Origin of the sequence: Burkholderia sp. MSMB0856, from assembly GCF_001524645.2 — a bacterium.
In the GTDB taxonomy this organism is placed as follows: Bacteria; Pseudomonadota; Gammaproteobacteria; order Burkholderiales; family Burkholderiaceae; genus Burkholderia; species Burkholderia diffusa.
The window spans coordinates 185,971-202,603 of the sequence record NZ_CP013428.1 but is presented as its reverse complement, the minus strand read 5'-3'; the positions used below and the strand labels follow the sequence as shown (position 1 = coordinate 202,603).

Genomic DNA, 16,633 nt, shown 5'->3' with positions numbered 1-16,633 from the left:
ATCGCCGCCGGCGTGACGACGACATGGCCGAAACATGACCGAATTTTCATGAAGTACGGCGACGCATCGCACGCACGCTTCATGACAATTCCGTCATCCGGCGGTCATCTTTCGCGCACGCGCTGCGCCGTAAGCTCACGCGTTACACTGACCGGCTGGAATCACGAACGGCCTGCTCCACCATGCGGATACTGATAGTCGAAGACGAACCCAAGATGGCGTCGTACCTCCGCAAGGGGCTGACGGAGGCGAGCTACACGGTCGACGTGGCCGAGAACGGTCAGGACGGGCTGTTCCTCGCGCTGCACGAGGATTTCGATCTCGTCGTGCTCGACGTGATGCTGCCGGAACTGGACGGCTTCGAGGTGCTGCGGCGGTTGCGCGCGCAGAAGCAGACGCCGGTGCTGCTGCTGACGGCCCGGGAGGCGGTCGAGGACAAGGTCACGGGGCTCGAACTGGGCGCCGACGATTACCTGCTGAAACCGTTCGCGTACGCGGAGTTCCTCGCCCGCATCCGTTCGCTGCTGCGGCGCGTGCCGCGCAATTCCCGCGAAATCCTGCAAATCGCCGATCTCGAAGTCGACCTGATCAAACGCCGCGTGCGGCGCGCCGACGCCCGCATCGACCTGACCGCGCAGGAGTTCGCGCTGCTGCAGCTGCTCGCGGAACGCGAGGGCGAGGTGCTGACGCGCACCTTCATCACGTCGCAGATCTGGGACATGAATTTCGACAGCGACACGAACGTCGTCGATGCGGCGATCAAGCGCCTGCGCGCGAAGATCGACAACGCGTACGAGAAGAAGCTGATCCACACGATCCGCGGGATGGGCTACGTGCTCGAGGATCGCGCGTGACAAGCGGCCCCGCGCCCTATTCGCTGCTCCGGCGCCTGACGCTCGCGTTCGCGGTCGTGGCCGCGCTCGTGTTCGCGCTGACCGGCGCATATCTGTATCGCTCACTGTCCGCCGAGTTGACCCGGCGCGACGACATCGAGATCGCCGGCAAGCTCAACCAGTTCCTGCAGCTCGCGCGGGCAAGCGGCTCGACCGCCGCGTTGCGCGCCGATCCAGCCGTCTTCCATGAAGTGCTGCTTTCGCATCCGGGCGTCTATCTCGGCATCTACGACGGCGCGAACCATCCGCTCGTCGAACACACCGACGAAGCCGGCCACACGCTCGCGTCGGTGATCGCGCGGCCGCAGCCGGCCGGTGCAGCGGGCGCGGCGGCCAGCCCGTTCACGTGCTCGCCGCCCGGCATCGGCACGTCGCGCTGCGTCCGTGCGCGCGCCACGCTGCCGTCGGGCGAAACCGTTCAGATCGCGCTGGCGCGCACGGCGGCGGATCGCCAGTCGCTGCTGGAAAGCTATCGCGTCGACATCTGGCTCGCGGCCGCGCTCGGCGCGCTGCTGGTCGGCGCGCTCGGGTACGCGGTCGCGTCCCGTGGCCTGCGTCCGGTCGAGAGCCTCGGCCGGCAGACGTCGCGCATAGAGGCGCACAACCTGACCGCGCGCCTCGATGCACGCGGCGGCCCGATCGAGCTGCGCGAGCTCGCCACGTCGGTCAACCGGATGCTCGACCGGCTCGAGCGCGCGTTCGTGCGGCTGTCGCAGTTTTCGTCCGATCTCGCGCACGACATGCGCACGCCGCTCGCGAACGTGATCAGTTCGTCGCAGGTCACGCTGTCGCGTGCCCGCACCACCGAGGAATACGAAGCGCTGATCGATTCGAATATCGAGGAATGCGAACGGCTTCAGCGGATGATCGAGAACATGCTGTTTCTCGCGCGCACGGACAATGCGCAACAGCATCTGAAGACGGTCGAACTCGACGCGGGCAACGAATTGCGCCGGCTCGCGTCGTATTTCCAGGCGCTGGCCGACGAGACCGGCGTGCGTCTCGACGTGCACGGCGCCGCGCCGGTCGTCGCGGACGCGACGCTGTTCCGGCGCGCCGTCAGCAACCTCGTCTCGAACGCGCTCGAACACGCGGAAGCCGGATCGACGATCGAGCTGGCCGTATCGACCCGGCCCGGCTACGCGGTCGTCGAAGTCACGAACCGCGGCGTCGCGATTCCGCCCGAACAGATCGAGCGGATCTTCGAGCGCTTTTACCGGATCGATTCGTCGCGGCACGGCGCGGCGCGCAACACCGGGCTCGGGCTCGCGATCGTCAAGTCGATCGTCGAACTGCATCGCGGCAAGGTCGAGGTCGCGAGCCGCGACGGACGGACGACCTTCGCGCTGCACTTCCCGGCCCGCGTTTCGTGACATGCGGACGATGCCGCCGCGCGCGCATGCCGATTGCTTCCCACACTGCACGGGCATCCGTCACGACGCGGCTTGACCGCGCGCTTGCCGAAAGCGGCCGGCTCGGCTAGACTGGCCCTCGTCTTTGGGGAGTAGCCTGCTTTCCATCCCCGGAAAGCGAACGCGTCAACACACTCGGCCTGCGGCCGTGGCGCATTCGGCCGAATCGGTCTGGCGAGACCATCGACGCATCGCGTCGTTCCTGGTCGGACGTCGGCAGATGCGTCATGGTTCGTCCACGTCCGACCACGGAGTCCCCATGTTCCTTCCAGCCTTCCCCCAGCATTTCGTTCGCTGCGTCCGTTCCGCCCCTGCCGGCGTGCCTGCCTGCGGAGGTGCCGCATGACGTTGATGCTCGTCGAACTGGCGTTCATGCTGATCGTCATCCTGGTCGCCGCCGAACTCTTCACGAATGCGCTCGAACATCTCGGCGAGCGGCTGAAGATTTCGGAAGGCGTGACCGGTTCGCTGTTCGCCGCCGTCGGCACCGCGCTGCCCGAAACGATGGTGCCGTTGCTCGCGCTCGCGGGCGGCACGTCGAACGCGGCCGTGAACGAGGAAATCGGCGTCGGCGCGATTCTCGGCGCGCCGCTGATGCTCGCGACGCTGACGACCTTCCTGATGACGCTCGCCGTGATCCGCTCACGCGGGCTGACCGGCACGATCGCGCCCGAGCGCACCGGCTTCGTGCGCGACCTGAACTACTTCATCGCCGCCTTCACGCTCGCCACCATCGCGATGTTCGTCCCGCATCACGTGTGGGCGGTCCGCGCGCTGCTCGCCGCGATGCTGGTCGGCATCTACGTGATGTACGTCTTGATGACGTTCCGCGCGTCGACGCAACTCGTCGATGCCGGGCACGGCACCGAGGCGCCGCATGCGATGTTCCTGTCGCGCATCGGGATGCCGACCAACCTGGCGACCATCGCGCTGCAACTCGCGCTCGGCGTCGCGTTGCTGGTCGGCGGTGCGAAGGGCTTCATTCACGGCGTCGAGGGCGTGTCGCACCTGCTCGGAATTTCTGCGCTGCTGCTGTCGCTGATCATCGTGCCGATCGCGACGGAATTGCCGGAAAAGGTCAACAGCGTGCTGTGGATTCGCCGCAAGAAGGACACGCTCGCGTTCGGCAACATCACCGGCGCGATGGTGTTCCAGGGCACGCTGCTGCCGGCGATCGGCATCATGCTGACGCCTTGGGAACCGCGCCCCGAAGTGCTGACCGGCGTGGTCATCACGCTCGCGGCGGCGGTCTGGCTGCGCGTCAATGCGCGTGCGCGCGGGCTCGCGATCTGGGCGTTGCTGGCGAACGGCGCCGGGTACGTCGGCTATCTGTTCGTGACGCTGACGCGCTGAAGGCGCGGATCGGGCGGTCGCCCGACGACGCTCGATGCGGGCGGCCATGCCGCCCGCCTTCCCGCGCTTACGACACCTTCACGAGCTTGACGATCGTCAGCGTGCCGTTGACCTTCTCGATGCGGACCTTCACCTTGTCGCCCGCGTGAACCTCGGTGAGCATGGCCGCATCCTTCGCCTTGAACGCCATCGTCATCGGCGGCATCCCGACGTTCTCGAGCGCGCCGTGCTTCAGCGTGATCTTGCCGCTCGCGAGGTCGATCTTCTTCACCTCGGCATCGGTCAGCACGGCATTCGATTCGGCTGCGGCACCTGCCGACATCTTCATGCCGGACATGTCCATCCCCGACATGTCGCCCGCGGCCAATGCGGGTATGGCGAACGCGCCGGCGGCGAAAACGGCGGCGGCGCTGGCGATCAATTGATTCATCTTCATCGAGATTCTCCGGTTGGGGTGGATGGCACGTTCATGCCGTGAGGAACTGCATCGGAATGCCGCTGACGGCTCGCGCCTCGCGCGCGACGGCGCTGAAGCAGAAGCCATGCGGCGGGAATGACGAACATCGACAGCAAAGGCGCGGTGACCATGCCGCCGACCATCGGCGCAGCGATACGCTGCATCACTTCGGAGCCGGCGCCGTGTCCGACCATGATCGGCACGAGGCCGGCCAGCACGACGGCGACCGTCATCGCCTTCGGCCGCACGCGCAGCACCGCGCCTTCGCGAATCGCGTCGAGCAGCACCGCATCGGTCAGCGGCGCGCCGGCATCCAGGCGGCGCTGCAGCGCGCCCTTCAGGTACAGCAGCATCACGACGCCGAACTCGGCGGCCACGCCCGCCAGCGCGATGAAGCCCACCGATGTCGCGACCGACACCGCATGGCCCAACGCCCAGACGAGCCAGAAGCCGCCGACCAGCGCGAACGGCACCGTCGACATCAGCAGCAGCGCATCGGTCGCCGAGCGGAACGTGACGAACAGCAGCACGAAGATCACGACGAGCGTCAGCGGCACCACGGCGCGCAGCGTCGCCGCCGCGCGTTCGAGATACTCGAACTGCCCCGACCACGCGATCGAATAGCCGGGTGGCAACGCGACCCGTTGCGCGACCGCCTGCTGCATCGCGCGAACCGCCGTGCGCAGATCGGTGCCGCGCAGGTCGACGTACACGTAGCCGGACAGCCGCGCGTTCTCGCTGCGGATCATCGGCGGCCCGTCGGCGATCGCGATGCGCGCGACGTCGCCGAGGCGGATCTGCGCGCCGCGCGCGGTGACGACCGGCAATTGCCGCAAGTTCTCGAGCGAATCGCGGATCTCGCGCGGATAGCGGATGTTGATCGGAAAGCGCTCGCGCCCCGCGATCACTTCGCCGACATCCTCGCCGCCCACCGCCGACGACACGACCGCCTGGACGTCGGCCACCGACAGCCCGTAGCGCGCGGCCGCGAGCCGGTCGACGTCGACGTCGATGTAGCGGCCGCCGTTCAGCCGTTCCGCGAGCGCGGACGTGACGCCCGGCACGCGTTTCACCGCCGCCTCGACCTGCGTCGCGATCGCGTCGATTCCCGTCAGGTCCGGCCCGGAAATCTTCACGCCGACCGGCGTCTTGATGCCGGTGGACAACATGTCGAGCCGGTTGCGGATCGGCGGCACCCACACGTTCGACAGGCCCGGCACCTTCACCGTCCGGTCGAGTTCGTCGACGAGTTTCTCCGGCGTCATCCCCGGCCGCCATGCGCTGCGCGGCTTGAAGCGGATCGTGGTTTCGAACATCTCGAGCGGCGCGGGATCCGTCGCCGTATCCGCGCGCCCCGACTTGCCGAACACCGTGTCGACCTCGGGCACGGTCTTGATCAAGCGGTCGGTCTGCTGCAGCAGTTCACTCGCCTTGTCGGCCGAGATGCCCGGCAGCGCGGTCGGCATGTACAGCAGGTCGCCTTCGTCGAGCGGCGGCATGAACTCGCCGCCGAGCCGCGACAACGGCACGACGGTCAGCAACAGCGCGACGATCGCGACGCCGATCGCGAACCACGGGCGCCGCAGCGTCGCTTCGAGCAGCGGCCGGTACACGCGGATGAGCACGCGGTTGATCGGATTCGCGTGCTCGGGCGGAATGCGGCCGCGCACGAGATACCCCATCAGCACCGGCACCAGCGTCACCGACAACCCGGCCGCGGCGGCGATCGTGTAGGTCTTCGTGAACGCGAGCGGCGCGAACAGCTTGCCTTCCTGCCCTTCGAGCGAGAACACCGGAATGAACGACAGCGTGATGATCAGCAGCGAGAAGAACAGTGCCGGCCCGACCTCCGCGGCCGATGTCGCGACCAGCTCCCAGCGGCGCGCGGCCGTGATCGGCTCGCCGGGATGCGCATGGTCGTACGCCTCGAGATGCTTGTGCGCGTTCTCGATCATCACGATCGCCGCATCGATCATCGCGCCGATCGCGATCGCGATGCCGCCCAGCGACATCAGGTTCGCGTTCACGCCCTGATGGCGCATCACGATGAACGCGGCGAGCACGCCGAGCGGCAGCGACAGGATCGCGACGAACGCGCTGCGCAGGTGGAACAGGAACACCGCGCAGACGATCCCGACGATCACGAACTCCTCGATCAGCTTGTCCCTGAGGTTGTCCACCGCGCGCTCGATCAGTTGCGAGCGGTCGTAGGTCGTGACGACGTCGACGCCGGGCGGCAGCGAACGCTTCAGATCGGCAAGCTTCGCCTTCACCGCATCGATCGTCGTCAGCGCGTTCTTGCCCGACCGCATCACGACGACGCCGCCCGTCACCTCGCCCTGCCCGTTCAGCTCCGCGATCCCGCGCCGCATCGCCGGGCCGACCTGGATGCGCGCGACGTCGCCGAGCAGCACCGGCGTGCCGGCGTCGTCGGTGCGCAGCACCACGTGCCGGAAGTCGTCGAGCGTGCGCAGGTAGCCGGACGAACGCACCATGTACTCCGACTCGGCCAGCTCGACGACCGATCCGCCCGATGCCTGGTTCGCCTTGCCGAGCGCGTCCGCGACCGCCGCCTGCGTGATCCCGTACGCGCGCAGCCTGTCCGGATCGAGCACGACCTGGTACTGGCGCACCATGCCGCCGATGCTCGCCACTTCCGATACGTCCGGCACGGCTTTCAGCTCGAACTTCAGGAACCAGTCGTTGAGCGCACGCAGTTGCCCGAGGTCGTGACGGCCGGTGCGGTCGACCAGCGCGTACTCGTACACCCAGCCGACACCGGTCGCATCCGGCCCGAGCGACACGGTCGCGCCGGCGGGCAGGCGGCTCTGCACCTGGCTCAGGTATTCGAGCACGCGCGAACGCGCCCAGTACGGGTCGGTATGGTCATCGAACAGCACATAGACGAACGCGTCGCCGAACGACGAGTACGCACGAACGGTTTTCGCGCCCGGCACGCCGAGCAGCGTCGTCGTCAGCGGATAGGTGACCTGGTCCTCGACGACCTGCGGCGCCTTGCCCGGATACGACGCCTTCACGATCACCTGCGTGTCCGACAGGTCGGGCAGCGCGTCGAGCGGCGTCTGCCGCAGCGAATGAACGCCCCATGCCGCGATCAGCACGGTGGCGAGCAGCACCAGGAAGCGATTGCGGACGGACCAGCGAATCATGTGCGCGATCATCGTGCTTCTCCCAGCGGCTCGACCTTCGTCAGTCGATAACCGTCATCGGTCTGCTCGAACGCGAAACGCACGGTCTGACCGGCCTTCACGTCCGCGAACGCGTGCACCGACGGCTTGCCGAACGCCATCGTCATCGCGCCCCAGCCGAGCGCCGGCACCGGCTGATGCGAGAACGTGATGTCGTCGTCGGTCACCTTCTCGACCTTGCCGATCGTTTCGTACACCGGAGGGGTCGCGGCGGTGGACGCGGCCGTCGCGCTGGCGCCGGCCGCGCGCGCCAGCCGCGGCAACACGCTTTTCAGGCTCGCTTCCGAATCGATCAGGAACTGCCCTGATGCCACCACCGTATCGCCTTCGTGCAACCCGTCGAGCACTTCCGTGTCGCCGCCGATGTCGTTGCCCACCGTCACCGACACCGGCTGCAGACGGCCGTCGCCGCTCTTCACGATGACAATCGAGCGCGTGCCGGTCGCGATCACCGATTCGGACGGCACCAGCAGGCGCGACACCGTCTTGCGCGCCGCGACGCGTACGCGCATCAGCATGCCGGGCGTCAGCTCGAGCGCCGCGTTGTCGATCGCCACGCGCGCCTGCAGCGTGCGGCTGCCCGCGCTGATACCGGGCAGCACTTCGCGGATGCGGCCGGTGAAATGCCGTGCCGGGTCGCCCGCGAAGGTTGCGTCGACCGACATTCCCGGCTGCACGTTCAGCGCGAGCGCTTCCGGCACCTCGACGACGAGCCAGAGCGTCGCCAGCCCGGCGATCTTCGCGAGCGTCTGCCCCGGCGCGACCATCGCGCCGTCCCGCACGTTCAGCTCGCTGACGACGCCGGTTTCCGGCGCGCTCAGCACGACGTGCGTCTGTGCGCGGCCGGTGCGATCGAGCGCGGCGATCATCGCGTCGGGTATCGACAGCGCACGCATCCGTGCGCGGGACGCGTCGAGCAGCGTGCCGTCCATCCCGCCCCGCTTGAGCGCGAGATATTCCTCCTGCGGCGCAAGCCATTCCGGCACGAACAGCGATGCGATCGGCGCGCCCTTCTCGATGCGCTGCATCGGCGTCCGTGCGTAAAGCCGGTCGATGTAGCCGGTGACGCGCGACTGCACGACGTCCGCGCGCGATTCGTCGAATTGCGTCGTGCCCACCGCATCGAAACCGTCCGCCGTCTGCTGGCGGCGCACGACTGCATAGCGGATGCCGAGGTTCTGCTGCAGGCCCGGATCGATCCGGATGCCCGGTGCGCCACCGGCTTCATCCGCATAGACGGGCTGCAGCTGCATGTCCATGAACGGCGATTTCCCCGGCTTGTCGAAATGCTGGTTCGGCACCATCGGATCGTGCCAGTACAGCACCTTGCGTCCCGCCTGCGGATCGGGCATGGCCGCCGTCGTTCCCGCGCCGCCCGCTGCATGGCGCATGCCCGCGACATACCCCGCGCCGAGCAGCGCCGCGCCGGCAACGGCCAGCGTCGCCACGCGCGCCAGTGATTGCTTCGTCATGAGGTTCTCCTTCACTGCGCGGCGACCATCGCCGACGGCACAACCTGATATTCGAGCTGCGCCCAGGTTCGCGACACGTCGCGATCGAGATCGAGCACCTGCAACCGCGCGTCCAGTTGCGCGCGCCGGGCAGCGAACGTATCGGCGAGCGAACCGGTGCCGGCACGGTAGGCGGCCGTGGCGAGCTGCACGCGCTGCTCGGCGGCGGGCAACAGCGCTTCGCGCAAATTCGCGATGCGTTCGCGGCCGCTGGCCAGCGTTTCGGATTGCGTGCGGATATCGGCCTGCACCTGGCGTAGCGTGTCCTCGTACATCAGGCGCGCCTTCGTCGCGAGCGCGGCCTTTTCGGCGACGTCGCGGTTCTGCCGGTTCTTGCGGTTGAGCGGCAACGGGATCGTGACGCCGACGGACACCATGTTCGAATACGCGCCGCCGCGCTGCTGGTACGCGATCTCCCACGTCCAGTTCGGGCTGCGCTCGCTGTTCGCCACCGCGGTTTCGGCCTCGGCGACCGCGATGTCGTCCGCCGCGGCGACGAGCGCCGGTTGCGACACGCGCAGTTCGTCCGGCGGCAGCGACGACACGAAGGATTCGGGCGCGGGTGGCGTGCCCGTCACGTCCGCGACGGGCACGGCCGTCCAGCGGCCGAGCGCGATGAGCGCGGTGCGATACGCCTGCCGCGCGTCGAGCACCTGATCCTGCGTCTGCGCCAGCATCGCGCGTGCCTGGACGACCTCGCCCGCGCTCGCCTTCGCGCCGCGATACGACGCCTGCGTCGCATCGAGCTCATGCCGCATGTGATCGAGCAGCGCCTGTCGAAGCGCGAGCGCCTGCTTCGCGTAGACGGCATCGAGCCAGGCCGCCGCGGTCCGCTGGCGCACCGTCGCAAGCTGCACGAGATAGTCCGCGCGTTCGCGGCCGACCTGCTCGTCGGCCAGCGCCGAGCGCAGTCGCCGCTTGTCGGCGGACACCCATTCCTGCTCGATGCCGATGCGGCGCATCGTCATGAAGTCCTGGCCGACGGTGAAGCGCTGCCCGCCGTTGACCGGCAGGTTGTCGATGCCGGCCTTGAGCATCGGGTCCGGCAACTGGCCGGCCCGGGCGGCCGCTTCGAGCCGCGCGTGTACTGACGCCTGCGCGGCCTGCATCGACGCGGAATGTTCGGTGGCGGACTGCAGCGCGGCGTCCAGCGTGACGGGCGACTGCTGCGCCTGGACGGCACCCGCCGTCAGCAGCGCGGCCCACAATACGGGCGCGCGCCGATACGCACGCCGCATGCGCGGCGTGCAGAAATCGAATGACATGGTGTAACCCCAGATCGGAATCCGAATGGATTCCACGTCCTGAGCACAGGACGAACCTCACCGCCTCGGCGGTGAACCGGTCAAATCGGGATCAGCTGATGCGGGGTGGACGCCACAACCCGTTCGGGTCGCGGATCGGAACGGACCGCGTGTAGTGGAAGACGATCGTGCTGGCGAGTGCAGCAGGACGGCTGACGTCGGCGCGGGCGGCCGGGTGATAGAGACTGCCGAACTGGCACTGGGCGGTCACCTTGCAGGCCATGCCTTTCGCTTTGGCCTTCGTGGTGTCGGTGGGCGACGCCTTCATCGAATCGCAGTCGCTCATGTCGGTGGGCATGGCCATGCCCGCGTTCGCGTCCATCGACATCGTGTACTGCATCGGACATTCACCGGTCAGACCGCTCGCTGCCAGCCCGCTGATGGGCAGCACCGCGCAGAGCAGCAGCAGGATGAAGGTTCGAAGCAGTTTCATGCCCGCGATTATAGCGCCGCGATCTGCGGTGTGGCGCGACGACGTATGCGGCGTCGCCCCCTCTCCGCAGTTGCCGGCGACGCACTAGCGTGCCGGGCCGTCCGCGGCCAGCACCTGCTGCACGGCCGGCCGCGCCCGCACCCGCTCGTACCACGCGCGCAGGTTCGCGTACTGGCTCAGGTCGATGTCCGCGTTGTACACCGAGCGCATCCAGTCGGCCTTGCCCCAGCCCGTCAGCGCGAACAGGTACGCATCGGCGATCGTGAACGTGTCGCCCGTGACGAAGGTCCTGCCGTCGAGCTGCCGGTCGATCCATGCGAAGCGGCTGTCGAGCTTCTGCCGCGCCGGGTCGACGTATTTCCCCGCCTGCACCGCGTACAGCAGCGGGATGAAGCCCTTGTGAATCTCGGTGCCGAGGAAGTTCAGCCATTCCATCAGCCGGTAGCGCGCGAGCGTGCCGTACGCGGGCGCGAGCCCCGCTTCGGGGCGCCGGTCGGCGAGATACTGCGCGATCACCGGCCCTTCGCGCAGCATCGTGCCGTCGTCGAGTTCGAGCAGCGGCACGTAGCCGAGTTCGTTGACGTCGTAATAGTCGCGGCCGCCTTCGATCCGATGCTTGCGCGCGTCGACCGTGACGATCTGCACGTCGATGTCCGCTTCGTGCAGCACGATGCGAATCGCCTGCGAACAGCTGCCGGGAGCGTGATAGAGCTTCATGCGTTTCCTTGATTGGGTGGTTCGACTATCGATTCGCCGCGACGCGGGCGCTAATATCTCGCATCGGCGCGGCGCTGAGAAGAAGGCAGTCGTTTGTGCCGTAGTCACAAAAAAGTTACCGACCAGGGTTCAGCAGGATGAAAACGAGTGCGACAGGATGTTCCGTGGAAGAGGCGATGCGCCTGCTCGGCGGCCGCTGGCGGCTGCTGCTCGTGTCGTACTTGCTCGACGGGCCGAAGCGCTTCAGCGACCTGCGCCGCGACATGCCGGGCATCTCGCAGCGGATGCTGACGCTCGATCTGCGCGCGCTCGAGGATGCCGGCTTCGTGCGGCGCACCGTGTATCCGGAAGTGCCGGTGCGCGTCGAGTACGATCTGACCGCGGACGGCGACCGGCTGCGGCCCGTCGTCGAGGTCATGCGCGAATTCGGGCTGTGGCTGAAGGCGCGCGACGCGCATTGCGAGGTCGAAACGGAAACCACGCTGCCCCGATAACCCCACATCGAGAGAAACATCATGGAACTACACGCCACCGTCGGCGCGGCGACGTCCGACATCGACGACGACGAAAGCTGCGCGAACATCTATTGCCACGACGCGGAGCAGAACTATTGCTTCTCGCTGCTGCGCTTTCCGGAGGAAACGTCGATCGAGGTGATGGTGCTCGACCAGCTCACCGCGCACGTGAAGGATCTGACGGTGCGCCTCACGGGCGACACGATCGAAGTCGAACTCGACGAGCGCACCGCCGCGCGGCTCGACGGCAACACGCATTACGTGATTCATCTCGCGCCGGGCGAGCACGATCCGGTCGTGCTGCGTGCCGCGCTCAAGGAAATCTTCGACGGCAAGAGCGGGTATCGCGACGACAGCGCAAACGCGTAAGCCGGCCTGCCCGGCACTCGTCCGCATCTCACGCGTTCGCCCTTCGCTCATGACACGCGCTTCGCGATTCCAGCTGCTTCGTCGCCGCTGCTCGCGTTCAACGTCGACGACACCGTCACGGCGCGCGTCGAACGCATCGACGCCTGAGCAGGCCCCGCGCTACGCGGCCAGCGCGATCGACTTGATGTTGAACGCGCGCAGCAAATCCTCGCAGAACGCGTCGACGATCGGCTTGTCGCTCGCGCTGCGCTTCATCGCGAGATGCAGCGGCACGTCGAAACTGAAGGTCGTGCGGCCGATGGCCTTCACGAGCCCGCGCTGCTCGAACGGCTCCGCGTAATGCGCGGGCAGATAGCCGAGATGGCCGCCCGACAGGATCAGGATCGTCGCGGCCTCGATGCTGTCCGCGCTCGCGGTCACGCGCCGCTCCGGCAGCGGATACTGCTCCTCCGGCACCGGATAGGTGCGCCATACCCAGTCGTGCGCCTGCAGGTCGTCGGCCGACACCGGCCGTGACGCATGAAACAGCGGATGGCCGCGCCCGCAGTAGATCACCTGCTCCTCGGTAAACAACGGCGTGTAGTCGAGCCCCGGCACGCGATGCCAGAAATACCCGATCGCGAGATCGAGCTGGTTGTTGACGAGGCTTTCCTCGAGTTCCTGCGGCGACGCGACCTTCATCGAGAACGTGACGGCCTGGTCGCGCTTGCGGAACGCGCCGATGGCATCGGCCAGGCGCGCGTTCTCGACGAGCGGCGCCTGCCCGATCAGGCCGATCGACAGCGTGCCGACCAGCTTGCGGTCGATGTCGCGCACGCGCGCGACGAACTCGGACGTCGCCGCGACGAGCGTGCGTGCCGTGGCCGCGAAACGTTCGCCCTTCGACGTCAGCCGAAACCCGCCGCGGCCGCGATCGCACAGCTTGAAACCGACGCGCGCTTCCAGCGCGGACAGCTGCGTGCTGATCGTCGACTGCCGCACGCCGAGCGAGGCCTCTGCGGCCGTGATGCCGCGTGCGTCGACGACGGCGAGAAAGACCCGGATGAGCCGGAGATCGAGATCGGTGGTATTCGAAAACATGCTTCGAGCCGCTGCGCCTGAGCGCGTTGTCGGGCCGGCGCGACACCGGCCGTCTTCGCCGATGAACCTTGCCGGACGCGCGCCGCCATCGGCAACGGCACGCGCCATACGCGTCGCTCGCGGACACCGCGCGCCGCTTACATCGGGAAGCCCATCGCCTTGATCCCGTTGATCCACGCGCGCTTCCAGCCGCCTTCGGCATCCGCGCCGTCGAACGCATGGAACGTGATCTTCGCGGCGACCCAGCGCATCGGCTCGGGCGGGATGTAGCTCGGGCTCTGGTTCGCGATGTCGAGCTTGCGTTCCGGGCTGTCTCGATCGAACAGGATGTTCAGCCCCATGAACGCGCCGAACCGGCTCGCCGCGACGCCGAAACCCGTGTAGCCGGCGACAAACACCGCCTTGTCGCCGAGATAGCGCTTCGCGAACACCGAGCCGCGCGAGCAGTAGTCGATCGGGCCGCCCCATGCGTGCGAGAAGCGCACGTCGGCGAGTTGCGGGAACGTGCGATGGAACGCCTCCGCGAGCCGGTAGTAAGTTTGCCGCTCGCCGTCCTGGTGCGGCTCGGGATCGCCGTCGAAGTGATAGCTGACCAGCCCGCCGAAGATGATGTTGTTGTTCTTCGTCAGTCGGAAATAGTTCAGCTGCGTGCGCGTGTCGTACACGCCCTGGCGATTCTTCCAACCGATCCGCGCGAGTTGTTCGTCGGTGAGCGGCTCGGTCGCGAGCACGTGATCGCGCACCTGCATCACGCGGCGGTTGATGTCGGGAATGCCGACCTTCGCCGTGCCGCTGCCGAACACGACGCGCGGCGCGCGCACGCTGCCCCTCGGCGTCTTCACGTATACCGTGTCGCCTTCGTCGGTCACCGTCGTGAGCGGCGTGTGTTCGTACAGTTTCACGCCGAGCGACAGCGCCGCGCGCTTGAGCCCCCACGCGAGCTTCGCCGGATGCACGATGCCGCTGCGATTGCGCGACCACAACGCACCGGCGAACAGCGGCGAATTCAGTTGCTCGAGTGTTTCGTCGCGATCGAGCAGCACGACGTCGTGTCCATATTCGCGATGCAGGTCGTAGTCACCCTTCAGGTGCGCGACGTGCTCGGGGTCGACCGCCACCGTCATCTCGCCGTTCCACTCGATGTCGGCGTCGATGCCGTAGCGCTTCAGCGTTTCCTCGAAGCCGTCGAGGTTGTGATGGCCGAATGCCTCGAGTTGCGCGATGTCGTTCGGGAACACGCGCACCGCGTTCGGCAGCCCGTGCATCACCGACGTCGAGATGATCCCGCCCGCGCGGCCCGATGCACCGTGCGCGACCTTGCCGGCCTCGATCAGCACCACGTTCAGGTGCGGCATCTGCTCCTTCGCCTGCACGGCCGCCCACAGCCCCGTGAAGCCGCCGCCGACGATCAGCAGATCGGCCGTCGCGTCGCCGACGAGTTCCGGCTCGGCGGCCGGTGCGGCCGGGTTGTCGAGCCAGTACGGGAACAGCTTCGTATTCGCGAGCGCCTCGGCGGCGCTCAGTGCAACCGGCGCGCGACGCGCGTCGTGCGCGTGCGCCGGTGCGGCCTGCGTTGCTTCGTTGACTTCCATTTCCATGATCCCAGCCATCCCACGTGATCGCGGCCCGCGCATGTCGTGCGTACGCGGCCTGCCGAATTCGCCGATGTCATCGGTTGTTCTGCCGATGGCGATTTGCGGCGCATGCACCGCAAATCGCGATGCGTGCCGTCGCCAAGCGCGCGACGGGCTTCGCTTGCGGTCGATCGAAAACGCAACCGCCGCCAGGTGCGCGTCGATCCGACGACGACACCACGGCGGCGGTCGCTCGCATCACGACTTCTCGAGCAGCACGTAGAACTTCTTCGCGTCCTCGATCGTCTCCCAGCGGCCCGCGAAACCGGCCGGCAGCAGATAACCCTGGCCCGGCGTGAATTCCTTGCGGTTGCCTTCCACGTCGGTCAGCGCGATGCGGCCCTCGACGAGCCACACCGCCTCGTCCGCCGCCGTTTCCGGGAACTCCACGGAGCCGACCTTGCCTTCCCACCAGCCGATGAGGTAGCCGCCGCTCTTGCCTTCGGCCGCGCGCCAGTCGCTTTCGTCCATCCCGAAGTCGAGCTTCGTGAATTCGCCAATGCCTGCGCCCAGCGGCAGGATGTCCTTGATCAGTTTGGTCATCTGAATCTTTCGTCTCTTGATTGAAAAAGCAGAGACAAAGTTACTCATTTACACTGCCCCGGTATGCCCCCCTTCGGGGGGGACAAGCCGCGTTTTCCGCGGCGCGCGGGGTCGCAGGACTCCGTACCGTATTTCCCCCTAATGACGTGTTCGGCGTCCAACGCTAAAATCGCCGCCGCTTTTCACCGGGGAACCGCATGCTGCTCAACGTGAACCCCTTCCACCGCGACACCGACCGCTTCAACGTGTCGTTCAAGGCGCTGGGCGAGCTGATCGAGACGGTCGGCACGCCGCACTTCGTGCCGCGTCTCACGCAATTGCTGAACGACGTGGTGCCGCTCGACGTCGCGCACGTCGAACGCTCGCGCGTCGACGGCACGATGCCCACCGGCTACCGCTGCGAATGGATCGGCAGCAGCGGCATCGGCACCGCGACCGCCGAAATCTCCGACGTGATGACGCTCTACTACGAGCGCTTTCTCGACAGCGACCCGCTGTTCGCGGGGCTGCGCGGCAAGACGGGCACGATGCTGGTCGTGCGCGATATCGCGGCGATTCCGCCCGGCGAATTCCGTCAGCGGCTGTTTGACGACGTGCATATCGGCCACGAATGCGTGCTCGCGCGCGGCACCCGCTACGCGCAGCATTCGATCGCGCTGGAACGCGGCCGCGATCGCCCGCCGTTCACGCTCGCCGAGATGAACCGCTTTCGCAGCATCAGCGACATGCTGTTCCCGCTGCTCGAGCTGCACGCGTCGACCACCGCCGCGCGACGCGTCGCGCATCCGATGCCTGAAGTGCATCCGCTCGCGCAGTTCGATGCGCGGATCGCGGCCGACAGCGTGAAGCTGTCGAAGCGCGAATACGAAACCTGCAAGCATCTGATCTCCGGCAAGACCGTGCCGGAAACCGCCGACATCCTCGGCGTGCGGGTCGCGTCGGCCGAGTCGTACGTGAAGCGTGCGTTCGCGAAGCTCGGTGTGCGCACGAAGCGCGAGCTTGCCGCATGGGGTTCGGCCGCGCCGCACGACGGCGACGGCGCGCCGCCGCCCGCGATCGCGCGCTGATCCGGTCCGACGTCAACTGCCCGCCGACGGTCACGCCGCGTCGATGCGGCAATGCCACTCGCATCGAGCCGCATCGATGTAAACGTTGCGACTTCAAAATCTTCGCGTGCGCGTTCTCCTCTACCATCGGCCGATC

At 67.4% G+C, this 16,633-nt stretch carries 15 protein-coding genes and 1 riboswitch; of the genes, 6 read left to right on the top strand and 9 right to left on the bottom strand.

Going from position 1 to position 16,633, the window contains the following annotated elements:
• Positions 1-182 precede the first annotated feature (182 nt).
• The 3 genes from WS87_RS18500 (at position 183) to WS87_RS18490 (ending at position 3,658) form a co-directional block, all read left to right on the top strand.
• Positions 183-854 carry a heavy metal response regulator transcription factor gene (locus tag WS87_RS18500; protein WP_059533764.1) on the top strand — a complete coding sequence of 224 codons (672 nt, stop codon included), beginning with the start codon at positions 183-185 and terminating at the stop codon, positions 852-854.
• Positions 851-2,266, top strand: coding sequence for a heavy metal sensor histidine kinase (locus tag WS87_RS18495; RefSeq protein WP_059818402.1), 1,416 nt, complete (start codon positions 851-853; stop codon positions 2,264-2,266). Before WS87_RS18500 ends, WS87_RS18495 begins: the two co-directional genes overlap by 4 nt.
• Positions 2,267-2,380: 114 nt before the next feature.
• Positions 2,381-2,556: riboswitch (yybP-ykoY riboswitch) on the top strand.
• Positions 2,557-2,647: 91 nt separating this feature from the next.
• Positions 2,648-3,658 carry a sodium:calcium antiporter gene (locus WS87_RS18490; RefSeq protein WP_059818403.1) on the top strand — a complete coding sequence of 337 codons (1,011 nt, stop codon included), beginning with the start codon at positions 2,648-2,650 and terminating at the stop codon, positions 3,656-3,658.
• A 67-nt stretch (positions 3,659-3,725) separates the two neighbouring features.
• Here the strand turns inward: WS87_RS18490 and WS87_RS18485 are convergent, their stop codons facing one another.
• From WS87_RS18485 to gstA, 6 genes are all read right to left on the bottom strand, one after another.
• Positions 3,726-4,094 carry a copper-binding protein gene (locus tag WS87_RS18485; protein ID WP_059818404.1) on the bottom strand — a complete coding sequence of 123 codons (369 nt, stop codon included), beginning with the start codon at positions 4,092-4,094 and terminating at the stop codon, positions 3,726-3,728.
• Positions 4,091-7,297 (bottom strand): efflux RND transporter permease subunit, encoded by a 3,207-nt coding sequence (locus tag WS87_RS18480; RefSeq protein ID WP_059818405.1) that lies wholly within the window; start codon positions 7,295-7,297, stop codon positions 4,091-4,093. Before WS87_RS18480 ends, WS87_RS18485 begins: the two co-directional genes overlap by 4 nt.
• Positions 7,294-8,796, bottom strand: a complete 1,503-nt coding sequence (locus WS87_RS18475) for an efflux RND transporter periplasmic adaptor subunit (protein ID WP_059818455.1) — start codon at positions 8,794-8,796, stop codon at positions 7,294-7,296. The genes WS87_RS18480 and WS87_RS18475 overlap by 4 nt, the downstream gene beginning before the upstream one ends.
• An 11-nt stretch (positions 8,797-8,807) precedes the next feature.
• Positions 8,808-10,100: a TolC family protein gene (locus tag WS87_RS18470; protein WP_059818406.1), complete on the bottom strand. Its 1,293-nt coding sequence runs from the start codon at positions 10,098-10,100 to the stop codon at positions 8,808-8,810.
• Between the two features lie 91 nt (positions 10,101-10,191).
• Positions 10,192-10,572, bottom strand: a complete 381-nt coding sequence (locus tag WS87_RS18465; protein ID WP_059818407.1) for a hypothetical protein — start codon at positions 10,570-10,572, stop codon at positions 10,192-10,194.
• A gap of 84 nt (positions 10,573-10,656) precedes the next feature.
• Positions 10,657-11,289 carry a glutathione transferase GstA gene (gene gstA / locus WS87_RS18460; protein WP_059818408.1) on the bottom strand — a complete coding sequence of 211 codons (633 nt, stop codon included), beginning with the start codon at positions 11,287-11,289 and terminating at the stop codon, positions 10,657-10,659.
• Between the two features lie 137 nt (positions 11,290-11,426).
• Between gstA and WS87_RS18455 the strand changes: the two genes are divergently transcribed.
• Positions 11,427-11,783 (top strand): winged helix-turn-helix transcriptional regulator, encoded by a 357-nt coding sequence (locus WS87_RS18455; RefSeq protein WP_059818409.1) that lies wholly within the window; start codon positions 11,427-11,429, stop codon positions 11,781-11,783.
• Between the two features lie 21 nt (positions 11,784-11,804).
• Positions 11,805-12,173 (top strand): hypothetical protein, encoded by a 369-nt coding sequence (locus WS87_RS18450; protein ID WP_059818410.1) that lies wholly within the window; start codon positions 11,805-11,807, stop codon positions 12,171-12,173.
• Positions 12,174-12,332: 159 nt separating this feature from the next.
• On the opposite strand, the gene WS87_RS18445 is transcribed toward WS87_RS18450, so the two are convergent.
• From WS87_RS18445 to WS87_RS18435, 3 genes are all read right to left on the bottom strand, one after another.
• On the bottom strand, positions 12,333-13,253 hold the full coding sequence (locus WS87_RS18445; RefSeq protein ID WP_059692501.1) for a LysR family transcriptional regulator: 921 nt from the start codon (positions 13,251-13,253) through the stop codon (positions 12,333-12,335).
• Between the two features lie 137 nt (positions 13,254-13,390).
• Positions 13,391-14,851: an NAD(P)/FAD-dependent oxidoreductase gene (locus tag WS87_RS18440; protein WP_059818411.1), complete on the bottom strand. Its 1,461-nt coding sequence runs from the start codon at positions 14,849-14,851 to the stop codon at positions 13,391-13,393.
• A gap of 234 nt (positions 14,852-15,085) precedes the next feature.
• Entirely contained in the window at positions 15,086-15,430 is a 345-nt protein-coding gene (locus WS87_RS18435; protein ID WP_059818412.1) for a cupin domain-containing protein, read from the bottom strand.
• A 197-nt stretch (positions 15,431-15,627) separates the two neighbouring features.
• Between WS87_RS18435 and WS87_RS18430 the strand changes: the two genes are divergently transcribed.
• Positions 15,628-16,497 carry a helix-turn-helix transcriptional regulator gene (locus tag WS87_RS18430; protein WP_059818413.1) on the top strand — a complete coding sequence of 290 codons (870 nt, stop codon included), beginning with the start codon at positions 15,628-15,630 and terminating at the stop codon, positions 16,495-16,497.
• Positions 16,498-16,633: the final 136 nt, after the last annotated feature.

Coding starts and splice junctions, on each gene's coding strand:
- WS87_RS18430 (WP_059818413.1), top strand. CDS start 15,628: ATGCTGCTCAACGTGAACCCCTTCCACCGCGACACCGACCGCTTCAAC.
- WS87_RS18480 (WP_059818405.1), bottom strand. CDS start 7,297: ATGATCGCGCACATGATTCGCTGGTCCGTCCGCAATCGCTTCCTGGTG.
- gstA (WP_059818408.1), bottom strand. CDS start 11,289: ATGAAGCTCTATCACGCTCCCGGCAGCTGTTCGCAGGCGATTCGCATC.
- WS87_RS18455 (WP_059818409.1), top strand. CDS start 11,427: ATGAAAACGAGTGCGACAGGATGTTCCGTGGAAGAGGCGATGCGCCTG.
- WS87_RS18475 (WP_059818455.1), bottom strand. CDS start 8,796: ATGACGAAGCAATCACTGGCGCGCGTGGCGACGCTGGCCGTTGCCGGC.
- WS87_RS18485 (WP_059818404.1), bottom strand. CDS start 4,094: ATGAAGATGAATCAATTGATCGCCAGCGCCGCCGCCGTTTTCGCCGCC.
- WS87_RS18465 (WP_059818407.1), bottom strand. CDS start 10,572: ATGAAACTGCTTCGAACCTTCATCCTGCTGCTGCTCTGCGCGGTGCTG.
- WS87_RS18450 (WP_059818410.1), top strand. CDS start 11,805: ATGGAACTACACGCCACCGTCGGCGCGGCGACGTCCGACATCGACGAC.
- WS87_RS18445 (WP_059692501.1), bottom strand. CDS start 13,253: ATGTTTTCGAATACCACCGATCTCGATCTCCGGCTCATCCGGGTCTTT.
- WS87_RS18490 (WP_059818403.1), top strand. CDS start 2,648: ATGACGTTGATGCTCGTCGAACTGGCGTTCATGCTGATCGTCATCCTG.
- WS87_RS18440 (WP_059818411.1), bottom strand. CDS start 14,851: ATGGAAATGGAAGTCAACGAAGCAACGCAGGCCGCACCGGCGCACGCG.
- WS87_RS18435 (WP_059818412.1), bottom strand. CDS start 15,430: ATGACCAAACTGATCAAGGACATCCTGCCGCTGGGCGCAGGCATTGGC.
- WS87_RS18500 (WP_059533764.1), top strand. CDS start 183: ATGCGGATACTGATAGTCGAAGACGAACCCAAGATGGCGTCGTACCTC.
- WS87_RS18470 (WP_059818406.1), bottom strand. CDS start 10,100: ATGTCATTCGATTTCTGCACGCCGCGCATGCGGCGTGCGTATCGGCGC.